The organism is Streptomyces sp. NPDC053493, assembly GCF_044544825.1.
GTDB lineage: Bacteria > Actinomycetota > Actinomycetes > Streptomycetales > Streptomycetaceae > Streptomyces.
In genome coordinates, this window is sequence record NZ_JBITXS010000001.1 from 720,547 (window position 1) to 746,312 (window position 25,766).

General features: G+C 72.9%; 21 protein-coding genes. 11 read left to right on the forward strand and 10 right to left on the reverse strand.

Going from position 1 to position 25,766, the window contains the following annotated elements:
- Positions 1 to 81 precede the first annotated feature (81 nt).
- The 3 genes from ACIGO8_RS03180 to ACIGO8_RS03190 all read left to right on the forward strand — a co-directional run bounded on the left by ACIGO8_RS03180 (position 82) and on the right by ACIGO8_RS03190 (position 4,454).
- Positions 82 to 1,494, forward strand: coding sequence for a class II fumarate hydratase (locus tag ACIGO8_RS03180; protein ID WP_399723174.1), 1,413 nt, complete (start codon positions 82 to 84; stop codon positions 1,492 to 1,494).
- A 120-nt stretch (positions 1,495 to 1,614) separates the two neighbouring features.
- Positions 1,615 to 2,280, forward strand: coding sequence for a DUF402 domain-containing protein (locus tag ACIGO8_RS03185; RefSeq protein ID WP_399723176.1), 666 nt, complete (start codon positions 1,615 to 1,617; stop codon positions 2,278 to 2,280).
- Between the two features lie 302 nt (positions 2,281 to 2,582).
- Positions 2,583 to 4,454 (forward strand): SpoIIE family protein phosphatase, encoded by a 1,872-nt coding sequence (locus tag ACIGO8_RS03190; protein ID WP_399723178.1) that lies wholly within the window; start codon positions 2,583 to 2,585, stop codon positions 4,452 to 4,454.
- Between the two features lie 115 nt (positions 4,455 to 4,569).
- Here the strand turns inward: ACIGO8_RS03190 and ACIGO8_RS03195 are convergent, their stop codons facing one another.
- The gene (locus ACIGO8_RS03195) at positions 4,570 to 6,762 is read right to left on the reverse strand and encodes a transglycosylase domain-containing protein (protein ID WP_399723180.1); all 2,193 of its coding nucleotides are present in this window, start codon (positions 6,760 to 6,762) and stop codon (positions 4,570 to 4,572) included.
- 230 nt (positions 6,763 to 6,992) lie between these two features.
- Here ACIGO8_RS03195 and ACIGO8_RS03200 point away from each other — a divergent pair, with 230 nt between their 5' ends.
- From ACIGO8_RS03200 to ACIGO8_RS03210, 3 genes are read left to right on the forward strand one after another with little or no spacing between them, the layout of a single operon-like run.
- Complete coding sequence (locus ACIGO8_RS03200; RefSeq protein ID WP_399723181.1) at positions 6,993 to 7,517, forward strand: PadR family transcriptional regulator; 525 nt, start codon at positions 6,993 to 6,995, stop codon at positions 7,515 to 7,517.
- On the forward strand, positions 7,514 to 8,197 hold the full coding sequence (locus ACIGO8_RS03205) for an ABC transporter ATP-binding protein (RefSeq protein WP_399723183.1): 684 nt from the start codon (positions 7,514 to 7,516) through the stop codon (positions 8,195 to 8,197). The genes ACIGO8_RS03200 and ACIGO8_RS03205 overlap by 4 nt, the downstream gene beginning before the upstream one ends.
- On the forward strand, positions 8,194 to 10,701 hold the full coding sequence (locus ACIGO8_RS03210; protein WP_399723185.1) for an FtsX-like permease family protein: 2,508 nt from the start codon (positions 8,194 to 8,196) through the stop codon (positions 10,699 to 10,701). Before ACIGO8_RS03205 ends, ACIGO8_RS03210 begins: the two co-directional genes overlap by 4 nt.
- Here the strand turns inward: ACIGO8_RS03210 and ACIGO8_RS03215 are convergent.
- On the reverse strand, positions 10,688 to 11,632 hold the full coding sequence (locus ACIGO8_RS03215; RefSeq protein ID WP_399723186.1) for a hydrogen peroxide-inducible genes activator: 945 nt from the start codon (positions 11,630 to 11,632) through the stop codon (positions 10,688 to 10,690). The genes ACIGO8_RS03210 and ACIGO8_RS03215 overlap by 14 nt on opposite strands.
- Before the next feature lie 150 nt (positions 11,633 to 11,782).
- On the opposite strand from ACIGO8_RS03215, the gene ACIGO8_RS03220 reads away from it, so the two are divergent.
- Both ACIGO8_RS03220 and ACIGO8_RS03225 read left to right on the forward strand, forming a co-directional pair.
- On the forward strand, positions 11,783 to 12,337 hold the full coding sequence (locus ACIGO8_RS03220) for a peroxiredoxin (protein ID WP_399723188.1): 555 nt from the start codon (positions 11,783 to 11,785) through the stop codon (positions 12,335 to 12,337).
- 2 nt (positions 12,338 to 12,339) lie between these two features.
- The gene (locus ACIGO8_RS03225; RefSeq protein ID WP_365325486.1) at positions 12,340 to 12,873 is read left to right on the forward strand and encodes an alkyl hydroperoxide reductase; all 534 of its coding nucleotides are present in this window, start codon (positions 12,340 to 12,342) and stop codon (positions 12,871 to 12,873) included.
- Positions 12,874 to 12,945: 72 nt separating this feature from the next.
- Here ACIGO8_RS03225 and ACIGO8_RS03230 read toward each other — a convergent pair whose 3' ends face one another.
- From ACIGO8_RS03230 to ACIGO8_RS03250, 5 genes are all read right to left on the reverse strand, one after another.
- The gene (locus ACIGO8_RS03230; protein WP_399723191.1) at positions 12,946 to 13,653 is read right to left on the reverse strand and encodes a hypothetical protein; all 708 of its coding nucleotides are present in this window, start codon (positions 13,651 to 13,653) and stop codon (positions 12,946 to 12,948) included.
- Positions 13,650 to 15,149: an AI-2E family transporter gene (locus tag ACIGO8_RS03235; protein WP_399723193.1), complete on the reverse strand. Its 1,500-nt coding sequence runs from the start codon at positions 15,147 to 15,149 to the stop codon at positions 13,650 to 13,652. The genes ACIGO8_RS03230 and ACIGO8_RS03235 overlap by 4 nt, the downstream gene beginning before the upstream one ends.
- A 103-nt stretch (positions 15,150 to 15,252) precedes the next feature.
- Positions 15,253 to 15,966: a transglycosylase SLT domain-containing protein gene (locus tag ACIGO8_RS03240; RefSeq protein WP_399723195.1), complete on the reverse strand. Its 714-nt coding sequence runs from the start codon at positions 15,964 to 15,966 to the stop codon at positions 15,253 to 15,255.
- Positions 15,967 to 16,318: 352 nt separating this feature from the next.
- Positions 16,319 to 17,641 (reverse strand): PhoH family protein, encoded by a 1,323-nt coding sequence (locus tag ACIGO8_RS03245; protein WP_399723197.1) that lies wholly within the window; start codon positions 17,639 to 17,641, stop codon positions 16,319 to 16,321.
- A 352-nt stretch (positions 17,642 to 17,993) separates the two neighbouring features.
- Positions 17,994 to 18,755, reverse strand: coding sequence for an isoprenyl transferase (locus tag ACIGO8_RS03250; RefSeq protein ID WP_399723199.1), 762 nt, complete (start codon positions 18,753 to 18,755; stop codon positions 17,994 to 17,996).
- A 110-nt stretch (positions 18,756 to 18,865) separates the two neighbouring features.
- Between ACIGO8_RS03250 and mgrA the strand changes: the two genes are divergently transcribed.
- Positions 18,866 to 19,903, forward strand: coding sequence for an L-glyceraldehyde 3-phosphate reductase (mgrA, locus tag ACIGO8_RS03255; RefSeq protein WP_399723201.1), 1,038 nt, complete (start codon positions 18,866 to 18,868; stop codon positions 19,901 to 19,903).
- Positions 19,904 to 20,281: 378 nt separating this feature from the next.
- The gene (locus ACIGO8_RS03260) at positions 20,282 to 21,514 is read left to right on the forward strand and encodes a winged helix DNA-binding domain-containing protein (RefSeq protein WP_399723203.1); all 1,233 of its coding nucleotides are present in this window, start codon (positions 20,282 to 20,284) and stop codon (positions 21,512 to 21,514) included.
- Positions 21,515 to 21,586: 72 nt separating this feature from the next.
- Here the strand turns inward: ACIGO8_RS03260 and ACIGO8_RS03265 are convergent, their stop codons facing one another.
- Positions 21,587 to 23,053 (reverse strand): DUF2079 domain-containing protein, encoded by a 1,467-nt coding sequence (locus ACIGO8_RS03265; protein WP_399723205.1) that lies wholly within the window; start codon positions 23,051 to 23,053, stop codon positions 21,587 to 21,589.
- A gap of 166 nt (positions 23,054 to 23,219) precedes the next feature.
- Complete coding sequence (locus ACIGO8_RS03270; RefSeq protein WP_399723207.1) at positions 23,220 to 23,966, reverse strand: prepilin peptidase; 747 nt, start codon at positions 23,964 to 23,966, stop codon at positions 23,220 to 23,222.
- Between the two features lie 252 nt (positions 23,967 to 24,218).
- Between ACIGO8_RS03270 and ACIGO8_RS03275 the strand changes: the two genes are divergently transcribed.
- Entirely contained in the window at positions 24,219 to 24,617 is a 399-nt protein-coding gene (locus ACIGO8_RS03275; protein ID WP_399723209.1) for a DUF192 domain-containing protein, read from the forward strand.
- On the opposite strand, the gene ACIGO8_RS03280 is transcribed toward ACIGO8_RS03275, so the two are convergent.
- Positions 24,589 to 25,758, reverse strand: coding sequence for a hypothetical protein (locus ACIGO8_RS03280; RefSeq protein WP_399723211.1), 1,170 nt, complete (start codon positions 25,756 to 25,758; stop codon positions 24,589 to 24,591). The genes ACIGO8_RS03275 and ACIGO8_RS03280 overlap by 29 nt on opposite strands.
- Positions 25,759 to 25,766 lie beyond the last annotated feature (8 nt).

The window sequence follows — 25,766 nt, forward strand, 5'->3', positions numbered from 1 at the left end:
CACGGTTTTTACTGGCCGGTAAACGACTTGGGAATACGTCGAACAAGACAACTGCTCAACTTTTGCGGGAGGTTGAAGAACATGAACGACGACAGCACCGGCTCCGGCGGCTACCGGATCGAGCACGACTCCATGGGTGAGGTGCGGGTCCCGGCGCACGCCAAGTGGCGCGCCCAGACCCAGCGCGCGGTGGAGAACTTCCCGATCTCCGGACAGCGGCTGGAACGGGCCCACATCGAGGCCCTCGCCCGGATCAAGGCCGCCGCCGCCAAGGTCAACGCGAAGCTCGGCGTGCTCGACGAGGACCGGGCGGAGGCGATCGCGGCGGCGGCCGAGGAGGTCGCGGAGGGCCGCTGGGACGCGCACTTCCCGGTGGACGTCTTCCAGACCGGCTCCGGCACCTCCTCCAACATGAACACCAACGAGGTGATCGCCACCCTGGCGACCGAGCGCCTGCCCGAGGGCCGGGAGGTGCATCCCAACGACCACGTCAACGCCTCGCAGTCGTCCAACGACGTCTTCCCGTCCTCCATCCACATCGCGGCCACCGCCGCCGTCACCCACGACCTCGTCCCGGCGCTCGACCACCTCGCCGCCGCCCTGGAGCGGAAATCAGCCGAATTCTCGGACGTCGTGAAGTCCGGCCGGACCCACCTGATGGACGCCACTCCGGTCACCCTCGGCCAGGAGTTCGGCGGTTACGCGGCGCAGGTCAGGTACGGGATCGAGCGGCTGCGCGCCGCCCTGCCGCGGCTCGCCGAACTCCCCCTCGGCGGCACCGCGGTGGGCACCGGCATCAACACGCCGCCCGGCTTCTCGGCCGCCGTCATCGCCGAGGTCGCCCGCGCCACCGGTCTGCCGCTCACCGAGGCCCGCGACCACTTCGAAGCCCAGGGCGCGCGCGACGGCCTGGTGGAGACGTCCGGGCAGCTGCGGACCGTCGCGGTGTCCCTCACGAAGATCGCCAACGATCTGCGCTGGATGGCGAGCGGCCCGCGCACCGGCCTGGCCGAGATCAATCTGCCCGACCTCCAGCCCGGTTCGTCGATCATGCCGGGCAAGGTCAATCCGGTCATCCCCGAGGCGGTCCTCATGGTCGCCGCGCAGGTGACCGGAAACGACACCACGGTCGCGGTGGCGGGCGCGGCCGGGAACTTCGAGCTCAACGTGATGCTCCCGGTGATCGCCAAGAACGTCCTGGAGTCCGTACGGCTGCTCGCCGCCGCCTCCCGGCTCCTCGCCGACCGCACCGTCGACGGCATCACCGCCAACGTCGAACGGGCCCGCGAGTACGCCGAGTCCTCGCCCTCCGTCGTCACCCCGCTGAACAAGTACATCGGTTACGAGGAGGCCGCCAAGGTCGCCAAGAGGTCGCTGGCCGAGCGGAAGACGATCAGGGACGTCGTCCTGGAGTCCGGCTACGTGGAGCGCGGCGACCTCACCCTCGAGCAGCTCGACGAGGCCCTGGACGTCCTGCGCATGACCCGGCCCTGACCCGGCACGGGCCCGCGGCCCGGCCGCCCCGGACACCGTCCGGCCCGCCGCCGGCCCTTCGCTGACTCAACCGTGACCTTCGCCGCAGCGGTGCCGGGGGCCCGCCCCTAAGATCTGCGCATGACAGGATCGGGCCGCCCCCAGCACTGGGCGCCGGGGGATCACATCCTCTGGCGCTACCGCGACAACGGCACCGGCGACGTGCACATCTGCCGTCCGGTGACCGTGGTCCAGGACACCCCTGAGCTGCTCGCGGTCTGGATGGCACCCGGCACCGAATGCGTCAAACCGGTCCTGGCCGACGGCACGCCCGTCCACGAGGAGCCGCTCGCCACCCGCTACACGGCGCCCCGCACCACCACCCGCGCCCACTGGCACGGCACCGGCGTGCTCAAGCTGGCCGCGCCCGGCGACCCGTGGTCGGTGTGGCTGTTCTGGGAGCGCGGCTGGCGCTTCCGCAGCTGGTACGTGAACCTGGAGGAGCCGCGCACCCGCTGGGCCGGCGGCATCGACTCCGAGGACCACTTCCTCGACATCTCCGTCTACCCGGACCGCAGCTGGCTGTGGCGCGACGAGGACGAGTTCGCCCAGGCGCAGCGGGCCGGGCTGATGGGCCCCGAGCAGGCCGGCCGGGTACGGCGGGCCGGAGCGGCCGCGGTCGAGCTGATCGGGGCCTGGGGCGCGCCGTTCTCGGACGGCTGGGAGGACTGGCGGCCGGACCCGGCCTGGCCGGTTCCCGAACTGCCCGCGGACTGGGATCGCACTCCGGCGCACACGGCACCATGAGACTCTTGATGCGCCCCGGGGGTGCAAACGTAGGATCGTCCTCCGCAAGCACCGACCACGCAACCGACCGATCGGACCGCACGTCACGCACCCGGCACGGCGCACCATCTGACCGTCAGTCATCAGCCAGTCAGCCATGATTGCTTCATGAGGGGGAGAGCAGTGCCGGACCTGTGCGCGGGTGCTTCCGCCCCCTCTTCCACATCGAGCTCGTGCCGGTGGTTTAGCCCCGCCGAAGGAGCGGCATCGGCGAGAAGAGCGCGTGCAACGCACCACCGGCCCGGATGGACGGAATCCCAGGCGTGACGGAGCATCCCACCTCCCACGAAGGCCGCAAGGCGATGGCCGACCGGCCGCAGGAACGCACTCGCCCCCGCCAGGACACGGCGGCGGCGACGGCGGCGGCCGCCGTCGCCGTGCCCGCTCCCGCGCCCGGCGGCGGGAACGGCGGGGGCCTGCCCGGCCCCGACGGCGGCGCCGCGCGCCGCGAGGGCGAGCGGCTGCGCTTCGTGGGCGCCGCGACCCGGCGGATCGCGCGCGGCCTCGACCTCGACGAGATCGTGCTCGGCCTGTGCCGGGCGACCGTGCCGACCTTCTCCGACGCGATCCTGGTCTATCTGCGCGACCCGCTGCCGGTGGGCGACGAGCGCCCGGCGGAGCCGTTCATGCTGCGGCTGCGCCGCACCGACCGGCTGCGGTTAGCGGACGTGGAGGGCGAGGAGCTGGTGCTCGTCCCCGATCCCGACCCGACGCCCGCGGCGGAACTGTGCGAGGTCCGCTCGGGCGGCGCGCTCGCCGAAGTGCTGCGCGGGGTACGGCCGGTGCCCGGCGACTCGCCGGCCGCGCGGGCCGCACTGCCCGAACTACTCGGCCCGGACCATCCGGTGCCCGGCGGGCAGCGGGCCATACTCGCGCCGCTGCGGGGGCGGCGCCGGGTGATCGGCGCGGCCGTGTTCCTGCGCCGGCCCGAGCGGGCCGGCTTCGAGCCGAACGACCTGCTCGTCGCCGCCCAGCTGGCCACGCACACGGCCCTGGGCATCGACAAGGCGGTGCTGTACGGCCGTGAGGCGTACATCGCGGACGAGCTGCAGCGCACCATGCTGCCGGACTCGCTGCCGCAGCCGACCGGCGTGCGGCTCGCCTCGCGCTATCTGCCCGCGGCCGAGACGGCCCGGGTCGGCGGCGACTGGTACGACGCGATCCCGCTGCCCGGCAGCCGGGTCGCGCTGGTCGTCGGCGACGTCATGGGCCACTCCATGACCTCGGCGGCGATCATGGGCCAGCTGCGCACCACCGCGCAGACCCTGGCCGGCCTGGACCTGCCGCCGCAGGAGGTGCTGCACCACCTCGACGAGCAGGCCCAGCGGCTCGGCGAGAACCGCATGGCGACCTGCATGTACGCGGTGTACGACCCGGTCTCGCACCGGATCACCATCGCCAACGCGGGCCACCCGCCGCCGATACTGCTGCACCTCGGCGGCCGGGCGGAGGTGCTGCGGGTGCCGCCGGGCGCGCCGATCGGCGTGGGCGGGGTCGACTTCGAGGCGGTGGAGCTGGACGCGCCGGCCGGGGCCACGCTGCTGCTCTACACCGACGGTCTGGTGGAGTCCCGGCTGCGTGACGTGTGGACCGGGATCGAGCAGCTGCGCGAACGCCTGGCGGCGACGGCCCAGTTGACCGGCCCGGACCATTCGCCTCCGCTGGAGGCGCTGTGCGACGACGTGCTCGACATGCTGGGTCCGGGCGACCGGGACGACGACATCGCGCTGCTCGCGGCCCGCTTCGACGGGATCGCGCCGAGCGACGTGGCGTACTGGTTCCTGGAGCCGGAGGACGCGGCGCCGGGCCGGGCCCGCAGGCTGGCCCGGCGGGCACTGGCACGCTGGGACCTGGAGGACCTGACGGACTCGGTGGAGCTGTTGGTCAGCGAGGTCGTCACCAACGCCGTGCGGTACGCGGAGCGCCCGGTGACGCTGCGGCTGCTGCGCACCGACGTGCTGCGCTGCGAGGTCGGCGACGACTCGCCGCAGCTGCCGCGTCAGCGGCGGGCGCGGGACACCGACGAGGGCGGCCGCGGGCTGTTCCTGGTGAACCGGCTGGCCCGGCGGTGGGGCGCGACCCGGCTTTCGGGCGGCAAGGTGGTGTGGTTCGAGCTGGCCACGGCCGCGCGCTGAGCGCCGTACGACCGCCGTACGACCGACCGCATACGACCGCCGTGACGCCGTGGGGCCACGATCGACGAACGGCGAAGGCCGGACCCTTTGCGGAGGGTCCGGCCTTCGCCGTCTGTCACTGGCCCGGTCTGCCGTCGAAGACGGCGTCGCCGCCGTCCGGGGTCGGCGCGATCGTCGGATCGGTCGTCCTGGTCCGCGTCGGCGTGGGCTCCGGCGGAGTGGTGGCCGTGGACGTCGGCGGCTGCGGCGGCGTGGTGCCGGTCGGCGTCGGCGGCTGCGTCGGCGTGGTGCTCTCGTCGCTGGGCGTCGTGGACGGCGTCGGCGAGCCGCTGGACGCGGTCGGCGTCGGGGCGACGTCGCCGCCGGAGGTGCCGTCCGTCTCCAGGTCGAAGGTGGCGTCGGAGCCGCCGCCGAGCGCCTTGGTGGTGTAGGCGCCCCAGATCTCGGCCGGCGTGCGGCCGCCGTTGGCGCGGCCCGGGTTGATGGTGTCGGTCAGGGTGACCTGGTTGCCCTTGGCGTCCTCGCCGAACAGGCCGACGGCGGTGACCAGTTCGGGCGTGTAGCCGACGAACCAGGCCGAGCGGTTGTTCTCGGAGGTGCCGGTCTTGCCGGCCGCCTGGTAGTCACCGGCGGCGCGGAAGCCGGAGCCGCTCTGGACGACGCCCTGCATGGCCTTGGTGGTGGTGTCGGCGGCCTCGCGGCTGATGACCCGCTCGCCGATGGACTGCACGGGATCGGCCTTGCGGTCCTTGTGCTCGGCGGACTTCACCAGGGTCGGGGTGACCTTGACGCCGTGGTTGTCGAGGGTGGCGTAGGCGCCGGCCATGTCCATGGTCGAGGCGCCCATGACGCCGAGCGACATCGAGGGCGTGGCGCCGAAGTCCGCGCCGTCCTTCAGGCCGAGCGCGATGCCGGTCTGCTTGGCCTTGGTCGGGCCGACGTCCACGATCATCTGGGCGTAGACGGAGTTGATGGAGCTGTTGGTGGCCTTCTGGACGGTGACCGGGCCGTAGTTCTGGTCGTCCTCGTTCTCCGGGGCGAACCTGACGTTGCTGCCGACGACCGGGCGCTTGCTGGTGCCGTCGTAGATCGTGCCGAGGCCGATCTTGCGGCCGTCCTGGGTCTCGGCGCCGTTGTCGAGCGCCGAGGCGAGCACGATCGGCTTGTACGTGGACGCGGGCTGGTAGTCGCGCCGGGTGGCGTTGTTCGTCCAGTGCTCGGTGGCCCCGACGCCGCCGTAGAGGGCGACGACCGCGCCGGTCTTCGGGTCGACGGAGGTGGCGCCGGCCTGGACGGTGGCGTCCTTCTTGTCGCCCTTGCGGTCGAGCTTGGCCTCCAGCTCCTCGTCGACGGCCTTGACCAGGCTCTTCTGCTTCTTCTCGTCGATGTTGAGGGTGATCGTCCAGCCGCCGGCCTTGAGGTCCTCCTCGCTGACGCCCTGGCGCATCAGCTCCTGGTTGGCGGCCTCCACGATGTAGCCGCTCTGGCCGCTCATGCCCTTGGGCGCCTTGGGCTTCTGCGGCGCGGGGAACTTCAGGCCGGCCCGCTTGCCGGCGTCCAGCCAGCCCTCCTCGACCATGTTGTCGAGGACGTAGTTCCAGCGCTGCTCGACGAGCTTGCGGCCCTCGGGGCCGGCGAAGGTCCAGTCGTACTGGCTGGGCGCCTGGAGCACGGAGGCGAGGTAGGCGCCCTGGCCGACGGTGAGCTTGGTGGCGTCGACGCCGTAGTAGGCCTGGGCGGCGGCCTGGATGCCGTAGGCGTTGCGGCCGTAGTAGCTGGTGTTGATGTAGCCGGCGAGGATCTCGCTCTTGTCCATGCGCTGGTCGACCTTGAGCGCGATGACCATTTCCTTGAGCTTGCGCGTGGCCGTCTGGTCCTGGCTCAGGTAGTAGTTCTTGACGTACTGCTGGGTGATCGTCGAGCCGCCCTGCTTGCCCTTGCCGGTGACGGTGTTCCAGGCGGCGCGGACGGTGCCCTTGATGTCGACGCCGTTGTCCTTGTAGAAGGTCTTGTTCTCGGCGGCGACGAAGGTGCGCTGGACGTCGACCGGGACCTTCTCCAGGCCCACGATCTCCCGGTTGATCTTGCCCGTGCGGGCCATGACCTTGCCGTTGGAGTACTTGTAGACGTTGCTCTGCAGCGTGGCGTCCGCGTTGGCCGAGGGCACCGGGACCATCAGGTAGAGCACGTAGAAGGCGCCCATGACGAGCAGGCAGCCCACGAAGAACGTGCCCAGGAGTTTCTTCCAGGTGAAGAGGCGGCGTATGCGTCCGCCCTTCCTCGCCTGGGTCTTGCCCGTACGGCCCATGTCCTCGTTCGCTCCGCTCGTCTTCGAATCAGCTCAGCAAGCTAACACCGCCCATCGCGACAAAGGGCGATCCATCCGGCTTTTCCGGGCGTGAGAATGAGCACCCACCCCTGACGGAACCGACGCTCGGCGGAGCCCTTTGGTTGTGTGCCGCCGGTCACATTCCGCCCGTTCGAGCGGTACGACCAGGGCTATACATCGTGCGTATACACCCGGTGTACAGTGACGGCATGTCCATCGGTCACACCCTCCTCGGACTCCTGGAGTCCGGCCCGCGCCACGGCTACGACCTCAAGCGCGCCTTCGACGAGCGCTTCGGCCACGACCGGCCCCTGCACTACGGCCAGGTCTACTCGACGATGTCCCGGCTCCTGAAGAACGGCCTCGTCGAGGTCGACGGCGTGGAGGCGGGCGGCGGTCCCGAACGCAAGCGGTACGCCATCACCGAAGCCGGCGTCACCGACGTCGCGCACTGGCTGGCCACACCCGAGAAGCCCGAGCCCTACCTCCAGTCCACGCTCTACACCAAGGTCGTCCTCGCCCTGCTCACCGGCCGCGGCGCCGCCGAGCTGCTCGACGTCCAGCGCACCGAGCACCTGCGCCTGATGCGCGAGCTCACCCGGCGCAAGAAGGACGGCGACCTCGCCGACCAGCTCATCTGCGACCACGCGCTGTTCCACCTGGAGGCCGACCTGCGCTGGCTGGAACTCACCGCCGCCCGCCTCGACCGGCTCGCCGAGGAGATCCGCCGATGACCACCGCGCCGCTGCTCACGGCGAGCGGGATCGGCAAGACCTACGGACCGACCGCCGCCCTCACCGAGGCCGGCTTCGCGCTGCGCGCCGGAGAGGTCGTCGCCGTGATGGGGCCCTCCGGCTCCGGCAAGTCCACGCTCCTGCACTGCCTCGCCGGCATCGTCCGCCCGGACACCGGCACCATCCACTACGACGGCCGCGAGCTCACCGCGATGAGCGACGCGCAGCGCAGCGCCCTGCGCCGCTCCGACTTCGGCTTCGTCTTCCAGTTCGGCCAGCTCGTGCCCGAACTGACCTGCGTCGAGAACGTCGCCCTGCCGCTGCGGCTGAACGGCGAACGGCGCAAGGACGCCGAGCGCCGGGCCCTCGACTGGCTCACCCGCCTGGAGGTCGAGGACGTGGCCGCGAAGCGGCCCGGCGAGATCTCCGGCGGCCAGGGCCAGCGGGTCGCCGTCGCCCGCGCGCTCGTCACCGCACCGCGGGTGATCTTCGCCGACGAGCCGACCGGCGCGCTCGACTCGCTCAACGGCGAGCGCGTGATGCGGCTGCTCACCGACGCCTCCCGGGACACCGGCGCCGCCGTCGTCCTGGTCACCCACGAGGCCCGCGTCGCCGCCTACTCCGACCGCGAGGTCGTGGTCCGCGACGGCTCCGTACGGGACACGGAGTGGGCGGTATGAGCGACCCCGGCACGGCGGACACCGGCTCCCACGACGACACCGGCACCGGCACCGGCCCCCGCGGCACCGACGGCACCCGCGCGGGCTCGGACACCCGAGGCACCGGCACCCGAGGCACCGCCGGCGCCCGCGCCGACACTCGCACCCGCACCCGCGGCGGCCTGCGGGTCTGGGCGCGCGACCTCGCGCTCGGCGCGCGCTTCGCCGTCACCGGCGGCCGCGGCGGCTGGCTCCGCACCGCCCTCACCGCCACCGGCATCGGCCTCGGCGTCACCCTGCTGCTCGTCGCCGCCTCCATGCCGCAGATGATGTTCCAGCGGGAGGTACGCGAGTCCGCCCGCGCCGTCGACGCGAGCCGGGAGATCACCCGGCCGGGACCGGACACCTTTCTCTACGCCGACCAGTCCACGCTCTACCGCGGCGAGACCGTCACCGGCCTGCTCCTGCGGCCCGAGAGCCGGCACGCCCCGGTCCCGCCCGGAGCGCCGAAGGTGCCCGCGGCCGGCGAGATGCTGGTCTCTCCCGCCCTGCGCGCCCTGCTCGAGTCGCCCGACGGGGAACTCCTGCGCGCCCGCCTGCCGTACAGGACCGTCGGCACCCTCACCCAGCCCGGCCTCATCGGCCCGGCCGAACTCCGCTACGTCGCCGGCACCGACATCCTCACCACCGACAACGCCACCGGACGCGGCGACCGCTACGGCTGGTCCGTACCCGGCGAACCGATGAACGGCTTCCTCCTCCTGCTCGTCGTCATCGCCTGCGTCGTCCTGCTGCTGCCTGTCCTCGTCTTCATCGCGACCGCCGTCCGCTTCGGCGGCGAGCAGCGCGACCGGCGGCTCGCCGCCCTCCGGCTCGTCGGCGCGGACACCGCCATGACCCGCCGGATCGCGGCCGGCGAGTCCCTCGCCGGCGCCCTGCTCGGACTCGCCGCCGGCGCCGGCCTGTTCGCGCTGGCCCGGCAGCTCGCCGGCACCGTCCAGATCTGGGACGTCAACGCCTTCCCGTCCGACGTGTCACCCGTGCCCTGGCTCGCCGCCGTGATCGTCGCGGCCGTGCCCGTCGCCGCCGTCGTCGTCAGTGTCGTCGCCCTGCGCGGCGTCGCCATCGAACCGCTCGGCGTCGTCCGCACCGCCACGCCCGGGCGGCGCCGCCTCGCCTGGCGGCTGGTCCTCGTCCTGGCCGGCGCGGCCCTGCTCGTACCGACCGTCGGCCGGGTCGACATCGCCGCCACCCAGATCGACACCGCCGGCATCGCGGCCGGCGCCACCCTCGCCCTCGTCGGGCTCACCACCCTGCTGCCCTGGCTGGTGGAGGCGCTGGTGCGGCGGCTGCGCGGCGGCCCGGTGGCCTGGCAGCTCGCCACCCGCAGACTCCAGCTCAGCAGCGGCACCGCCGCCCGCACGGTCAGCGGCATCGTCGTCGCGGCGGCCGGCGCGATCGCCCTGCAGATGCTGTTCACGGCCATGCAGAACGACTTCATGCGGGTCACGAACATGGACAGCGCACGGGCCCAGCTGGAGACCAAGGTCGCGGCCCGCGGCGGCGACGCGGCCCGCCGGGCGATCGACGCGCTCTCGCGCACTCCCGGCGTCAGCGGCGTGATCGGCACCATCGAGTCCAACGCGTGGCGGCCCGGGCCGCTGCGCAAGGGCGAGGAGTTCGGGCCCGTGACCTCGCTCGTCGTCGCCGACTGCGCCTCCCTGAAGGAGCTGGCGACCCTTCCGTCCTGCGTGGACGGCGACGTCTTCGTCGCCCTGCCGCACGGCAAGGCCGGGCCGGACGACGCCTGGGTGCGGCAGACCGCGCGGCCCGGCGCGACCGTCGCCCTGCGCGACCCGCAGACCCACCGGTCCGGTCCGGTGCCGACCTGGCGCATCCCGGACACCGCGCGCACCGTGGACTCCCGCCCCGATCCCATGGGCCTGGTCCAGTTCGGCGTCTTCGCCACCCCGAAGGCGATCGACGCCACCCGGCTCGACAGTCCGCAGGCCGGCGCCATGATCCGGCTCGACCCGACGGTGCCGGACGCGCCCGAACACGTACGGAACACGGTCGCCGCCCTCGATCCGCTGACCCGGGTCGGCACCCTGCAGAACCTGGAGCGCGACGCCCAGTTCTCCAGCGTCCGCACCGGCATCATGATCGGCGCCACGCTCACCATGCTGCTCGTCGCGGCCTCGCTCCTCGTCACCACCCTGGAGCAGCTCCGCGACCGCAAACGGCTGCTGTCCTCGCTGGTCGCCTTCGGCACCCGCCGCTCCACGCTGGGCTGGTCGGTGCTGTGGCAGACGGCCGTCCCGATCACCCTCGGCCTCGGCCTCGCGGTGGCCGGCGGCCTCGGACTCGGCGTGGTCCTGCTGGGCATGATCGGCAAACAGGTCGAGGACTGGTGGGTCTTCCTGCCGGTGGCCGGCGTCGGCGCGGCCCTGATCCTCCTGGTGACCGTGCTCAGCCTGCCGCTGCTGTGGCGGCTGATGCGGGCCGACGGCCTCAGGACCGAGTAGCGTCCGCGCCGACCACCCGCACCGGAAGGCGCCTCATCGCGCCCCGCAGCGAGCCCGCCAGCTCCTCGAACTCGGACTGGCGGGCCGCTCCCGTCCGCATCGCCAGTGCGATCCGCCGCGACGGCGCCGGCACGGCGAAGTCGCCCGTGAACAACGCGGTGTTACGAGCGGTCTCCACCTTCACCGCGGTGCGCGGCAGCAGCGTCACACCGAGCCCGCCCGCCACCAGCTGCACCAGCGTCGACAGGCCCGCGGCGGTCGTCGTCACCGGCGCGCCCTCGGTGCGCCCGGCCTCGCGGCAGATGTCGAGCGCCTGGTCCCGCAGACAGTGGCCCTCGTCCAGGAGCAGCAGCTTCAGCTCCTTCAGCGCCTCCCTCGGAATGTCCGCGCGGCCGGCCAGCGGATGCCCTTCGTGCGTCACCAGCACGAAGTCCTCGTCGAACAGCGGCAGTTCGGTCACGCCGGGCACGCCCAGCGGCACGGCGAGCAGCAGCAGGTCGAGCCGTCCCGCCGCCAGGCCCTCCAGCAGCGACGAGGTCTGCTCCTCGTGCACCTGGAGGTCCAGCTCCGGATAGCGGGTGTGCACCAGCCGCAGCACCGTCGGCAGCAGATAGGGCGCGACCGTCGGAATGACCCCGAGCCGCAGCACTCCGGTGAACGGCGCCTGCGCCGCCTCCGCCTCCTCCATCAGCTCTCCCACGGCCTCCAGCACCGCCCCGGCCCGCACCGCCAGCCGCTCCCCGGCCGGCGAGAGCAGCACCTTGCGCGTCGTACGCTCGAGCAGCTGGACACCGAGTGCCTCTTCGAGCGCCGACACGGCGCCCGACAGCGCCGGCTGGCTCATCCCGATGGCCGCCGCCGCGTCCCGGAAGTGCAGATGCTCCGCGACCGCCGCGAAGGCCCTGAGCTGGGACAGGCTGGGCTGCTTCACCCGTCGTACTGGAATCACTGATAACCGCCTTCGATCAACACGACCCACTCTAGCTATTTCACTGATCAATGCACGCCGTGCCATGCTGTGCACCGTCCAACCCCCACGGAAGACCTCAAAAGGGATCCTTCCGGCTTGTAAGGAGAGCGCGTGCTCACTGTCGGTGACAAGTTCCCCACCTACGACCTGACCGCCTGCGTGTCGCTGGAGAGCGGCAAGGAGTTCGAGCAGATCAACCACAAGTCCCACGAGGGCAAGTGGCGCGTGGTGTTCTTCTGGCCGAAGGACTTCACCTTCGTCTGCCCGACGGAGATCGCCGCGTTCGGCAAGCTGAACGACGAGTTCGCCGACCGTGACGCCCAGATCCTCGGTGTCTCCGGCGACTCGGAGTTCGTGCACCACGCCTGGCGCAAGGACCACGCCGACCTGCGTGACCTGCCCTTCCCGATGCTCGCCGACTCGAAGCACGAGCTGATGCGCGACTGCGGCGTCGAGGGCGCGGACGGCTTCGCCCAGCGTGCCGTGTTCGTGGTCGACCCGAACAACGAGATCCAGTTCGTCATGGTGACCGCCGGCTCCGTCGGCCGTAACCCGAAGGAGGTCCTGCGGGTCCTCGACGCGCTGCAGACCGACGAGCTGTGTCCCTGCAACTGGAACAAGGGCGACGACACGCTGGACGCCGGCAAGCTCCTGGCCGGTGAGTGAGCATGGCGCTCGATGAGCTGAAGGCCGCAGTACCGGACTTCGCCAAGGACCTGAAGCTGAACCTCGGTTCGGTGATCGGCAACAGCGAGCTGCCGCAGCAGCAGCTGTGGGGCACGGTGCTGGCCTGCGCGATCGCCTCGCGTTCGCCGAAGGTGCTGAAGGAGCTGGAGCCGGAGGCCCAGGCCAACCTGAAGCCCGAGGCGTACCAGGCCGCCAAGTCGGCCGCCGCGATCATGGCGATGAACAACGTCTTCTACCGGACCCGGCACCTGCTGTCGGACCCGGAGTACGGGACGATGCGCGCCGGTCTGCGGATGAACGTCATCGGCAACCCGGGTGTCGACAAGGTCGACTTCGAGCTGTGGTCGCTGGCCGTGTCCGCGATCAACGGCTGTGGCCAGTGCCTGGACTCGCACGAGCAGGTCCTGCGCAAGGCCGGTGTGGACCGCGAGACGATCCAGGAGGCCGTGAAGATCGCCGCGGTCATCCAGGCGGTCGGCGTGACGCTGGATGCCGAGGCGGTCCTGGCCGAGTAGGGCCGGTCCGTCCGTGCACGATGAAGGGCCCCGGGGCATCCGCCCCGGGGCCCTTCGCCGTGCCGCCGCGGGTCACTTCCGCAGGGCGGCCATCAGCTGCCGCATGTCCTCGACGAGATAGGTCTCCATCGCCGCCTTGTCGAGCTCGGGCGCGTCGACCGGCTCGTTGCGCTCGTCGTCCCAGGTGTCCGCCACGACGGACAGGGTCAGGACGGCCCGCCCGTCCAGGACGCGGACCATGAGGTCTCCGCCGGACAGCTCGCCGACGTACGCGCTCTCGCCGAGGTCGTCGATCCGGCTGAAGCTGCCGCCGTTCAGCTGCGGGTCCGCCATCGTGGCCTCGAACTCCGGGCCGGGGTCGGTCGCCCGGTGCAGCGCGTAGGCGATGCTCACGTCGTACGGGGCGGGCTTCGCGGCCAGCGTGAGGCCGCAGTCCCATTCGAAGAGGGCGGGGTGCTCGGCCTTGAGCGGTTCGCCGGTGCGCTTCTTGGGGCCGAGCGCGGAGGTCAGGCCCTCCAGGGTGCCGGCCTCGCAGGGGTCGCGGTCGGTGCGGTAGCCGCCGAGGTCGGGGCCCTGCTTCTCGTACGCCTGGAGCCCGCCGGCCCACACCGCCGACGCGGCGACCGCGCCGCCGAGCGCCCACAGCCAGGGACGCCGGGCGCCCGGGCCCGGCGCGGGGTCCCGGGCCGGCTCCCGGGCGGGCTCCTGGGCCGGGAACGGCAGCGGGGCGACGGGCGCCGGGTGCTGCGTACCGTCGACGAGTTCGGGTTCGGAGATCACGCGTCGGCTCCCGTCCGCCGGCCGGCCGCGCCGGGCGCGGGTGTCGGCGCGACCTGGTGGGCGGTCGCGCCCCGGGGCTCGGGCGCGGCGCGCAGGGCCTGTTCGGTGCTGTACGCGCGGAGGTAGCCGACGACGGTGTTGGCGACGGCCACCAGCGGGACGGCGACGACGGCGCCGCCGATGCCGGCGGTGAGGCCGCCGGCGGCGACGGAGAGGACGACGGCGAGCGGGTGGACGCGGACGGCGCGGCCGAGGATGAAGGGCTGCAGGACGTGGCCTTCGATCTGCTGCACGGCGAGGACCACGACGAGCACCATGAGGGCGGTGAAGACGCCGTTGGTGACGAGCGCGACGACGCAGGCGAGGGCGCCGGAGACGACGGCGCCGACCAGCGGGATGAAGGCGAAGAGGAAGATGAAGACGGCGAGCGGCACGGCCATCGGCACTTCGAGGAACCACAGTCCGAGGCCGATGAAGACGGCGTCGATGAGGGCGACGAGGACGGTGCCGCGGACGTAGGCGGTGAGGGTGCGCCAGGCGCGGGGGCCGGCGCCGGCGACGCCGGGCCGGGCCTGGGCGGGCACGAGTTTGAGGGTCCATTCCCAGACCTTCTTCCCGTCGTAGAGCAGGAAGAGGGTGGAGAACATGGCGAGCAGGATGCCGGTCATGGCCTCCACGACGACGGTGACGCCCTGGAGTCCGGCGGAGGTGATCTGCTCGGCGTTGGCGCCGATGGTGTCGCTGAGGTTCTTGGCGATGTCGTTGATCTGCTGCTCGGTGACGTGGAACGGGCTGTCGAGCAGCCAGCGCTTGAGCTCCTCGATGCCGTCCTTGACGCGGTCGGACAGGTTGTCGACGTTGTCCATGACCTGCCAGACCACGAACCAGCCGACCAGGCCCATGATCACGAAGCCGGAGACGGCGGTGACGGCGGTGGCGAGTCCGCGGGGCAGGCCCTTGCGGCGCAGCAGGGCGACGGTGGGCTGGAGCAGCGCGGTGATGAGGAGGGCGGCGACGAAGGCGAGGACGACCAGCTGGACGGAGCTGATCACCTTCATGAGGACCCAGACGGTGCCGGCGAGGACGAGCAGGCGCCAGCTCGCCTCGGCGGCGACGCGCATGCCCCAGGGGATGGCGGCGACGGGGTCGGGGCGGGCGGCGACGGCGGGCGCGTAGGAGGGCGGCGCGGGGACGGAGGCCGGCTGGGTGCCCGCGGCGGGTCCGTCGTCGGCGGCCGGTCCGGCGCCGGCGGCGGGCGGCGCGTCGGCCGCCTCGGGTGCGGCCGCCGTGCCCGGCGCGCCGGTACCGGTACCGGCTGCGGCTCCGACCGCGGCCGGTACGACGACCGTCCGCGGCCCCGGTGCGGGCCCGTCCAGGACGTAGGGAGGGCCCAGCGGGTCGTCGCGTTCGGCTTCCGCCCGGCGCTCGTCCAGCTTCTCGCCCATGCGGCTGAGGCCCGCGCCCATCCGGTGCAGCCATCGTGGCAGTCTCGACATGCTCTTCCCTCTCCCCCCTCGGATCCCCGAACCTACACGCACACGCGCGGAGCCCCCCACCGTAGGACGGCGAGGGGCTCCGCGGAGTTGAGCGTGGCTGGTACTAGTACCAGTGGTTGGCCTGCCAGAACGACCAGGCGCCGCAGGGGCTGCCGTAGCGGCCGTCCATGTAGCTGAGGCCCCACTTGATCTGGGTGGCGGGGTTGGTCCGCCAGTCGGCGCCGGCCGAGGACATCTTGGAGCCGGGGAGGGCCTGGACCAGACCGTAGGCGCCGGAGGAGGCGTTGGTGGCCTGGTAGTTCCAGCCGGACTCGTGGTTCACGATGTTGCTGAAGCACTGGAACTGGTCGCCGGGGATCATCTGGCGAGCGATCGCCTTGACGTCGGCGATGCTGTACGAGCCCTGGGCGGAGAAGCTCGAGGCGTCGCGCACGGCGGACCGGCTGGCGCGCTCGGCCTCGGCCTCCTTGCGCTCCTTCTCGGCCTTGTCGGCGGCCTTCTTCTTGGCCTCGGCGTCCTGGGCGGCCTGGATGCGGGCGGCTTCCTCGGCGGACTTGCGCGCGAGGGAGTCGGCGGCGGCCGCCTGGACGTCGGCCTGCTCCGTGAGGGAGGAGACCTGTACCTGGGCCTGCTCGCCCGCGGGGATGTCCGCGAGCAGCGACGTGTCGGCCGCGGTGGCCTCGAAGTTGTCGTCCGAGGGCTGCGCGGCGTTGCCCGAGGCAACACCGACGACGGCGCCGACAGTGGTGACCGCAGTGGCCGAAGCCACCGCGAATCCCCGGACCGAGATCCGGCTCACACGGTTTCCTTCCAGCATCGCCCGCACAGGTGACCAAGCGGGCGAAATCGTGCCCCTGACGCTGGTCTCCGACTACTGGGTCACAGAAGACACGGGCCCGTGGTGCTGTGGGCGGCATACGGCGAACGGCTGTTGAGTTGTGTGGTGCAGCACCTCTGGAGGTGCACGTGTGCCGTATGCGGGGCCTGACGGAAGCAAGACTCTGCCGGACGTCGACGCCGCAAGGCAATTCCACGTTGCGTGTGAAAGCTCACACCGGTCCGGACGCACGGGATTTGGCGGATGAGGGCGACAGCGCGGCGCCGCCCGGCTAAGCTCTCGCGCTTTGCCGGGCGGCGCCAACTCCCGTGCCGGGCACGGGCGAATCACCTCAGATCTGGCCGTCCTCCAGCATTTCGGTCACGAGCGCGGCGATCTGCGAGCGCTCGGAGCGGGTGAGCGTGACGTGCGCGAAGAGCGGATGGCCCTTCAGCTTCTCCACCACGGCGACGACTCCGTCGTACCGACCCACCCTCAGGTTGTCGCGCTGGGCGACGTCATGGGTGAGGACGACCCGGGAATTCGCCCCGATCCTGGACAGAACGGTCAACAGGACGTTCCGCTCCAGGGACTGGGCCTCGTCGACGATGACGAACGCGTCGTGCAGCGAGCGGCCCCGGATGTGGGTGAGCGGAAGCACCTCCAGCATGCCGCGGCCGAGGACCTCCTCGATCACCTCGCGGCCCGCCACGGCCGACAGCGTGTCGAAGACCGCCTGCGCCCACGGGCTCATCTTCTCGGCCTCGGTGCCCGGCAGATAGCCGAGCTCCTGCCCGCCCACCGCGTACAGCGGCCGGAAGACCATCACCTTCTGGTGCTGACGGCGCTCCAGGACCGCCTCCAGGCCCGCGCACAGCGCGAGCGCCGACTTGCCGGTGCCGGCCCGGCCGCCCATCGAGACGATGCCGACGTCCGGGTCGAGCAGCAGGTCGAGGGCGATGCGCTGCTCGGCGCTGCGGCCGCGGATGCCGAACGCCTCCCGGTCGCCGCGCACCAGCCGTACGGACCCGTCGGAGCCCACCCGGCCGAGCGCCTTGCCCCGCTCGGACTGCAGGACGAGACCGGTGTGCACGGGCAGCTCGGCCGCCTCCGGCACGTACAGCGTCTCCTGGTCGTAGAGGAGGTCGATCTGCTCGGCGGACAGCGCCACTTCGGACATTCCGGTCCAGCCGGAGTCGGTGATGGCGAGTTCCGCCCGGTACTCCTCCGCCAGGAGACCGACCGAGGAGGCCTTGATGCGCAGCGGGAGGTCCTTGGAGACGACCGTGACGTCGTACCCCTCCGCCTGCAGGTTGCGCGCGACCGCGAGGATCCGTGAGTCGTTGTCCCCGAGCCGATAGCCGGCCGGGAGGACGCCGGGGTCCTGGTGGTTGAGTTCGACACGCAGGCTGCCGCCCAGGTCCCCGATGGGGAGCGGGGCGTCGAGGCGACCGTACCGGACCCGGAAGTCGTCGAGCAGGCGCAGGGCCTGCCGGGCGAAGTAGCCGAGCTCGGGGTGGTGCCTCTTGGCCTCCAGTTCGGTCACCACGACGATCGGAAGCACGACCTCGTGCTCCTCGAAGCGGGACATCGCGCTGGGATCGGCCAGCAGGACGCTGGTGTCGAGGACATAGGTGCGCCTGTCGGACAAGCGGCGCTTGTTGCTGGTCACCACGGAAGGACAGACCCCCTTCGAGGACCCCTGTGAGGTCGGGGTTGCGACGTACCCGCTCCGGCGGAAGGGCTGCCGGCAGACTCGCTGGTGGCGGAAACACTGCCGGCGGCGACGGTGTCGCGGCGGAATGGGACCGGGCTCAGGCCACGATGCGCGGGCCGAGCACCGGCCCTCCGCTTCGTCCGTGCGGGTCCCGCACGGTCTTCCTGGTGCAAAGGGCCTCCCGGGTGGCGGTCTCCGTGCCGCTCACTTCACCTGGGATATGCCCTCGAACACACGCCGTCATGCCATGGCATATGACGGCGTGTTCATGAACGGAGGGTGACGTACCTCCCCGGAGGGCGGGGGGACGTCAGTTGCCGAAGCGGCGGTGCCGGGCGGCGTAGTCGCGCAGCGCCCGCAGGAAGTCGACCTTGCGGAAGGCCGGCCAGTGCACCTCGCAGAAGTAGTACTCCGAGTGGGCGCTCTGCCACAGCATGAAACCGGAGAGGCGCTGCTCTCCGCTGGTGCGGATCACCAGGTCCGGGTCGGGCTGGCCGCGGGTGTAGAGGTGCTCGGCGATGTGGTCGATGTCGACGATCTCCGCCAGCTCCTCGAAGCTGGTGCCGCGCTCCGCGTGCTCCAGGAGCAGCGAGCGGACCGCGTCCGCGATCTCCTGCCGGCCGCCGTAGCCCACGGCGACGTTCACGAGTATCCCGGTGTTGTCGAGGGTGGCCTGCTCGGCCTCCTTCAGGACGGACTGGGTGCGCGCCGGCAGCAGGTCCAGGGTGCCGACGTGGTGCACCCGCCAGCGGCCGTCGGCGGCGAGCGCCCGCACCGCGTCCTCGATGATCCCGAGCAGCGGCAGGAGCTGGTCCTCGGGGCGGTTCAGGTTGTCGGTGGAGAGCATCCAGAGCGTGACGACCTCGACGTCGGTCTCGGCACACCAGCCGAGCAGCTCCTGGATCTTGTCCGCGCCGGCCTTGTGACCCTGCTCGGGGGTGCCTCCGGAGGCCTTGGCCCAGCGCCGGTTGCCGTCGAGGATGACGCCGATGTGCTTGGGCACCTGGGCGTGGTCGAGGCGGCCTTCCACCCGGCGTGCGTAGAGCCCGTACACCAGGTCGCGCAGGTTCACTGTTCTTTACCCCTCCATGCAGTGTCGGCCCCCGAAGCCGCCACATTACTGCGGACGGGTAACCGGCTCCCAGCCCGGGACTGTCACAAGTCCGTGATAAGCAGAGATACGTGACTGATTCCCCCCTGTACCGCGCCGCCGCCGACCGCTACGACACCATGGAGTACCGGCGCACCGGCCGCAGCGGCCTCAAGCTGCCCGCGATCTCGCTGGGTCTGTGGCACAACTTCGGCGACGACCGCACCCTGGAGTCGCAGCGTTCGATCCTGCGCCGTGCCTTCGACCTGGGCGTCACCCACTTCGACCTGGCGAACAACTACGGGCCGCCGCCCGGCTCCGCCGAGCTGAACTTCGGCAAGATCTTCGCCCAGGACTTCGCGCCCTACCGGGACGAGCTGATCGTCTCGACCAAGGCCGGCTATCTGATGCACCCGGGCCCGTACGGCGAGTGGGGCTCCCGCAAGTATCTGATGTCGTCCCTCGACGCGTCCCTGAAGCGGATGGGTCTCGACTACGTCGACATCTTCTACTCGCACCGCTTCGACCCGGAGACGCCGCTGGAGGAGACGATGGGGGCGCTCGCCTCCGCCGTGCGGCAGGGCAAGGCGCTGTACGTGGGTGTCTCCTCGTACAGCAGCGAGCAGACCGCCGAGGCCGCGCGGCTGCTGCGGGAGATGGGCGTCCCGGCCCTGATCCACCAGCCGTCGTACTCGATGATCAACCGCTGGACGGAGGAGGACGGCCTGCTCGACACGCTGGAGGCGGCCGGCATGGGCTGCATCTCCTTCGCGCCGCTGGCGCAGGGCCTGCTCACCGACAAGTACCTGAAGGGCGTCCCGGCCGGTTCGAGGGCCACCCAGGGCAAGTCGCTCGACCCGAACCTGCTCTCCGACGACGTGCTCGGGCGCCTGCGCGGCCTCGCGGCCATCGCCGAGCGGCGCGGGCAGTCCCTCGCCCAGCTGGCCCTGACCTGGGTCCTGCGCGACCCGCGGATGACGTCGGCGCTGATCGGCGCGTCGAGCGTGGCGCAGCTGGAGCAGAACGTGGCGGCGCTGGCCGGGGCTCCGCTGACGGAGGACGAGCTGAAGGAGATCGACACCTTCGCCGTCGACACCAAGGGCACCAACATCTGGGCCGGACGGCGCTGAGCAGTCGTAGCTCGCGGGGCTCGCGGCGCGGGTGGGGCCGGCGGGGCGGGTGGGAAAGAAAACGGGCCGGTCCGTGGGGGGGATACGGACCGGCCCGAGGGGGGGTTTCCACCATAACCCTTCGTTAGTCGTGCTGTGTGCCACCCGCGCCGAACGACCGCCGTCGGATCGCCCGGAGGCCAAGCGGCACAAGGGTTGTAGGGGCCCGTGGCGGGTTTGCGCCCGGGCGTGGCGGCGTATTCGGTACTTCCCACGGGGGACCCCCGCCACGGCCCGTCCGGTTGACGGCGGCGGAGACGGCCGAGGGAGTGACCGGGCGCGTCACAGGCCAGGGCAAGGCGGACAGGTTCTGACCTGATGGCGTCCTACGGTCGGGGCATGACGCCCTCCCCGCCCTCCGCCGCGCACCCTTCTCCCGCCGCGCCCGCCGCGCCCGTCCGGGTCACCTGGGCGCGGGCGAACGCCCGCCGGATCCGCCGCCAGTTCCTGGCCGCTCCGGCCGACGCACCCGCGGCCGCCGGGCCGGCGGCGGTGGCCGGCGCGATGCTCGGCGCGCACGCCCAGGTCCTGTCGGCCGCCGAGCTGTCCGTGGCGCTGCGGACCACGGCCGCGACTCGGGCCGACGTACGGGCGGCGCTGTGGGAGGACCGGAGCCTGGTCAAGACGTTCGGGCCGCGCGGCACGGTCCATCTGCTGCCGGCCGCCGACCTGCCGATGTGGACGGGCGCGCTGTCGGCGCTGCCGGCCGGGCGGAACGCACAGCCCGAAGGCGTACGCATGACGGCCGAGCAGACGGACGAGGTCGTGACGGCGATCGCGGACGCGCTGACGGGCGCGGAGCTGACCGTGGACGAGCTGACGGACGCGATCGTGGCGCGGACCGGGCCCTGGGCGGGCGAGCGGGTGATGGACGCCTTCCAGGACAAGTGGCCGCGCTGGCGCCAGATCACGCATGTGGCCGGGCACCGTGGAGTGCTGTGCTTCGGCCGCGACCGGGGTCGGAAGGTCACGTACACCAACCCGGGAGTGCGCCCCGAGCCGGGCGAGCGGGCGCTCGGCGAGCTGGTGGAGCGCTATCTGCGCGCCTACGGCCCGGCGACACCGGCGCACTTCGCGAAGTGGCTGGCGGCGCCGGCGGGCTGGGCGGCCGGGCTGTTCGCGGAGCTGGCCGGGGCGGGCCGGATCGAGGAGGTGTCGTTCGAGGGCCCGTCCGGCCGGGCGGCGGAGGAGGTCGCGGCATGGGTCGTCGCCGGGGACACGGACTTCCCGGAGGAGCGGCCGGCGCACGGCGTGCGGCTGCTGCCGTACTTCGACGCCTTCACCATCGCCTCCCAGCCCCGCGAGCGGCTCTTTCCGGGCGAGGCCTACGGGCGGGCGCTGGCCGGCGGCCAGGCCGGGAACTTCCCGGTGCTGCTCGTGGACGGGACGGTGGCGGGCGTCTGGCACCAGCGCCGTTCCGGGAAGCGGATCGCGGTGACCGTCGAACCGCTGCGGCCGCTGGGCGCGGCGCGGCTGCGCGAACTTGAGGAGCGGGCCGGGCGGGTGGCGGCGGTCCTGGAAGGCCGGGCCGAGCTGACGGTGGGTCCGGTGACGGTCGGCCCGCACGCGTGAGGGCGCCGCGAGCGTGAGGGCGCCGCGAGCGTGAGGGCACGCCGAGCGCGTCCGGGCCAGGAGGCGGGCGGGCTAGGAGGCGCGCGGGCCGGTGGGCGTGCGGTGGAGGAGGGTGATCCCGTCGCGTACGGCCACGACCTCGTATCCGTACGTCTGCCGCGCCGCCTTGAGTTCGGCCTGCTGTTGGGCGAGCGGGTAGGGCCAGTGGCCGCGGCGGTACGGCCAGGCCTCGGGGGCCTCCGGGTCGTGCAGGATCCATTCCGCGGTGGGCGGCGGCAGGTCCTCGCGCCGGTACTCGTAGAGCCGGCCGCCGACCGGGAAGGTCGGGAAGAGCACCACCGTGCAGCGTGAGGTCAGCTGCGGGGCAAGCCGGTTGGACGCGGCGACGGTCGCGCCGTCCGGGATCCGGGCGAGCAGCGCCCGGGCGGCCTCCAGGTGCGGGGTGGTGTGCCAGGTGGCGCGCTGGGCGAGCTGCGCCAGCGGGAAGGAGGGCAGCAGGACGACGGTCACGGCGAGGACGGTGGCGAGGGCGGCGCGGACGGAGCGGCGGTCGGTCTCGCGGCCGAGGACGTCGAGGAGCCCGGCGATGACGACCGGCATGAGGACCGCGCTGTAGTGGAAGGCCGTGCCCCAGTGGAAGCCGTTTGCGGAGGCCATCCGCCAGCCCAGGGTGGGCAGGGCGATCAGCGCGAGCGGGGAGCGCAGGGCGAGCAGCGCGGACGGGGCGAAGGCCAGGATCAGCGTGGTCGCCTTGGTCTCGGGCCGCAGCAGGTCGAGCGGGGCGTGCGCGAGAGCGCCGAGGAGCGAGCCGTGGGCGGCGGCGAGCTGCCCTCCGTGGGCGTAACCGCCGGTGGGGTCGAGGGCCGGCAGCAGCACCTTGATCTCCAGGTAGGAGCCGAGGAGCCCGGCGGCGACGGCGGCGAGCCCGAGGTTCCGGTCGCGCCTGGACGCGCGCGCCTTCACGGCGACGTATACGCCGACGGCGGCGAGGGTGAGCCCGAGGTCCTCCTTGACGAGGAGGAGCGGCGTGGCCCAGGCGACGGCGGCCCGCCAGCGCTGCCGGCCGAGCGCTTCGAGGGAGAAGGCGAGCAGCGGGACGGCGAGCGCGACCTCGTGGAAGTCGAAGGCCGCGGCGGACGCGATGCCCCAGCTCAGCCCGTATCCGACGGCGACGGCGTGGGCGCCGCGCGGACCGACGGCGCGGACGGCCCAGCGGACGAGGGGCACGGCGCCGAGCGCGAGGAGCGCGGACTGGGCGACGAGCAGCGTGAGCGGGGACGGGAAGAGGCGGTAGAGCGGGGCGAGGGCGGCGAGCAGCGGGTGGAAGTGGTCGCCGAGGAGGTTGAAGCCCTCGCCGCGCAGCGGGACGACGGGTGCGCGGAGGTCGGCGTAGGCGCGGACGGCCTGCTCGAAGATGCCGAGGTCGTAGCCGGTGGTGCGCATGAGGAGGTGGCGGCGCACGGCGACCGTGGCGTACAGCAGGCAGAGGGCCGCCGCCCAGGCCCACGGGACGAGGGCGGGCCGCCGGTACCAGGCCACGGGCCCGGATCCGGCTCCTGACCCGGGCCCTGGTCCGGACCCTGGGCCGGGCCCTTGGCCAGGCTCGGGTGCGTGCTCGGGGGCGGGGCGGGAGGCTGGCTGGTCTGCGGTTGGCGGTGAGGGTTCGTCAATTGTCCGCATATGCGGTGATACTAGGATGCACCCGTCACGGGAGGGCGGTGAACGCGCCGAGCAGCAGCCCGAGCAGCGCGCCGACGAGCATGAAGGGGCCGAAGGGAATCGCCGAGCCCCGGCCCGCGCGGCGGGTGAGGACGAGCCCGAGCCCGTACAGCGAACCCAGCAGGAACCCGGCGAACGCGCCCGCGAACAGCACGCCCCAGCCGTACCAGCCGAGCGCGGCGCCCAGCGGCACCGCCAGCTTCACGTCGCCGAAGCCCATCCCGTCCGGGTGCAGCAGGAACAGCACCAGATAGCCGCCGCCGAGCGCGAGCGCGCCCAGCAGCGAATGTAGCCAGGACCCCGCCGCGTACGGCAGCAGCGCGGCCCCGGCGAGCAGCACCGGCACTCCGGCGGCGAGCGGCAGCGTCAGCCGGTCCGGCAGCCGGTGCACCCGCAGGTCCACCCACGCGAGGAGCGTGCCGAACGGCGCCACCAGCAGCCAGACGAGCAGCTCGGGCCGCGGGCCGCCGGTCGCCGCGGCGAGCGCGGCGCAGGCGAGCGCGGTCAGCAGCGGCGACGCGAGCGGCGCGGTCGTGGTCGCGCAGGCCGCCCGCCCCGACCCGCCCAGCCAGCCACGGGCCGGCCCGGCGAAGGGATGACCGGCGGGGCACCGGGCCCGCCAGGGCTCGTCGGCAGCGACGGACAGCCGGTACGCGGCCCGCGGCACGAACAGCCCGGCCGCCGCGCCCCACAGGGCGGCGGCGAAGACGAAGGCGATCGACAGGGCGTCCACGGGCCTGACCCTAGGGCCTGGGCCGGAGGGCCGGGGGCGGGTCCGGGGAGGTTGTGCGGGAGAAGGGCGTGGCGGCGGGGGCGGGCATGGGCCCGGGCTTTCCGGGTCGGAGACCCGGGCCAGGGCCGAGGCGTGGGGCCAGGGCCGAGGCGTGGGGCCAGGGCCCAGGTCCGGGCCAGGGCCGAGGCCGGCGGGGAGGCCCGGGAAGCCGAGGCCTGGGGCCAGGGCTCAGGTCCGGCTAGGGTCGGGGCCATGGGGAGGACGAGGCACGGGGCCTGGCGCAGGGCGTGGCGAGACGGTGCGGGCGGGCTGGAGACTCCGGGCGGGACGGTTCCGCTGGAGATCGCGGCCTCCTACCGGGCCCGGCGGCGCGGTCTGCTCGGACGGGACGGGATCGACGGCGTCCTGCTCCTCACGCCCGCCAACAGCGTCCACACCTTCGGCATGCGCTTCACCGTCGACGTCGCCTACCTCGACCGCTCGTGGACGGTCCTCGACGTCGTCACCATGCCGCCGGGCCGCCTCGGCATGATCCGGTGGCGCGGCCGGCACGTCCTGGAGGCCGCGGGCGGCGCCATGGCAGGCTGGGGCCTGCGGCGGGGCGTGACGGTCGCGCCCCGGCTCACGGAGGACCCGAACCGAGCAGCGTGAACGCCCCGTATCCGGCCGACGCGAGCGCGAGAGCGGCGAGGACGGGCACGGCGGTACGGACACGGAGCCGGGTCAGGGCCGCGGCGGGCGGCAGGAGCAGCCCGAACGCGGGCATCATCAGCCGCGGCCGCGACCCGAAGTAGGCGGCGCCGACGAGCGAGATCACCACGACCCCGACCGTGTACACGAGCAGCGGCAGCGGCTGCCGCTGCCGTACGCACAGCACCACCAGCCAGGCGAGCAGCCCGAGCGCCGCGCACAGTCCGAGCGCGGCGGGCCAGGGCAGCCCGGCGATGAAGCGGGCGAGGGCGACACCACCGTCTATGGAGTTGCCCCAGGCCGCCTGCACCTCGAAGTAGGCGGTGGCGCTGCCCTGGCGGACGCCGACGTAGACGACGTACGCAAGCCAGCCGAGCGGGGCGAGGAGGGCGCCGGCGGCGACGGGCGCGCGCAGCCGCCGCTCGCGGACGACGGTGACCACGGCGGTGATCCCGATCGCGGCGACCAGCGCGGCGGCGGTCGGCCGCGTCAGTCCCGCGCCCACCGACAGGAGGCCCGCCAGGATCCAGCGCTCGCGCAGCAGGGCGAGCAGGGACCAGGCGGCGAGCGCCGTGAACAGCGTCTCGGTGTACGCCATCGACTGCACGAACGCCGTCGGATACACGCCCCACAGCACCGCGAGGAGGACACCGGTGCGCCGCCGCCCCGTGACGTGCGCGCCGACCGCGTAGATGCCCCAGGCCGCGGCGAGCGAGGCGGCCCAGGAGACGAGCAGCCCGGCGGTGGCGGCGTCGACGCCCGGCAGGACGGCGGCCAGGGCACGCTCCAGGGCCGGGAAGAGCGGGAAGAACGCGAGGTCGGAGTGGACGGCGCCGCTCGGCAGGGTGACCTCGTGGCCGTAGCCGTGCTCGGCGATCCGGGTGTACCAGACCGCGTCCCAGCGCCCCATGAGCCGGTGCGGCCCGTCCTCGCCGGTGGCCGCCGCGGCGACGGCGAGGACGGCGAGACCGAGGAGACGGGTGGCGGCGTAGCCGCCGAGCGCGGCCCAGGGCGGGGTGAGACGGGCCCGCCGTGGGGCGAGGCCGGCCCGGCGCGGGGCGGGGGTGGCGGCCCGGGGCGGGGCGGGGGTGGCGCGGGACATGCGGTCGA

Bases quoted from the DNA above. Each gene is read 5' to 3' on its own strand.
- ACIGO8_RS03240 (WP_399723195.1), bottom strand. From the start codon at position 15,966: ATGCTGGAAGGAAACCGTGTGAGCCGGATCTCGGTCCGGGGATTCGCG.
- ACIGO8_RS03235 (WP_399723193.1), bottom strand. From the start codon at position 15,149: ATGTCGAGACTGCCACGATGGCTGCACCGGATGGGCGCGGGCCTCAGC.
- ACIGO8_RS03280 (WP_399723211.1), bottom strand. From the start codon at position 25,758: ATGTCCCGCGCCACCCCCGCCCCGCCCCGGGCCGCCACCCCCGCCCCG.
- ACIGO8_RS03210 (WP_399723185.1), top strand. From the start codon at position 8,194: ATGAGCGACCCCGGCACGGCGGACACCGGCTCCCACGACGACACCGGC.
- ACIGO8_RS03260 (WP_399723203.1), top strand. From the start codon at position 20,282: ATGACGCCCTCCCCGCCCTCCGCCGCGCACCCTTCTCCCGCCGCGCCC.
- ACIGO8_RS03225 (WP_365325486.1), top strand. From the start codon at position 12,340: ATGGCGCTCGATGAGCTGAAGGCCGCAGTACCGGACTTCGCCAAGGAC.
- ACIGO8_RS03205 (WP_399723183.1), top strand. From the start codon at position 7,514: ATGACCACCGCGCCGCTGCTCACGGCGAGCGGGATCGGCAAGACCTAC.
- ACIGO8_RS03185 (WP_399723176.1), top strand. From the start codon at position 1,615: ATGACAGGATCGGGCCGCCCCCAGCACTGGGCGCCGGGGGATCACATC.
- ACIGO8_RS03180 (WP_399723174.1), top strand. From the start codon at position 82: ATGAACGACGACAGCACCGGCTCCGGCGGCTACCGGATCGAGCACGAC.
- ACIGO8_RS03275 (WP_399723209.1), top strand. From the start codon at position 24,219: ATGGGGAGGACGAGGCACGGGGCCTGGCGCAGGGCGTGGCGAGACGGT.
- ACIGO8_RS03200 (WP_399723181.1), top strand. From the start codon at position 6,993: ATGTCCATCGGTCACACCCTCCTCGGACTCCTGGAGTCCGGCCCGCGC.
- ACIGO8_RS03195 (WP_399723180.1), bottom strand. From the start codon at position 6,762: ATGGGCCGTACGGGCAAGACCCAGGCGAGGAAGGGCGGACGCATACGC.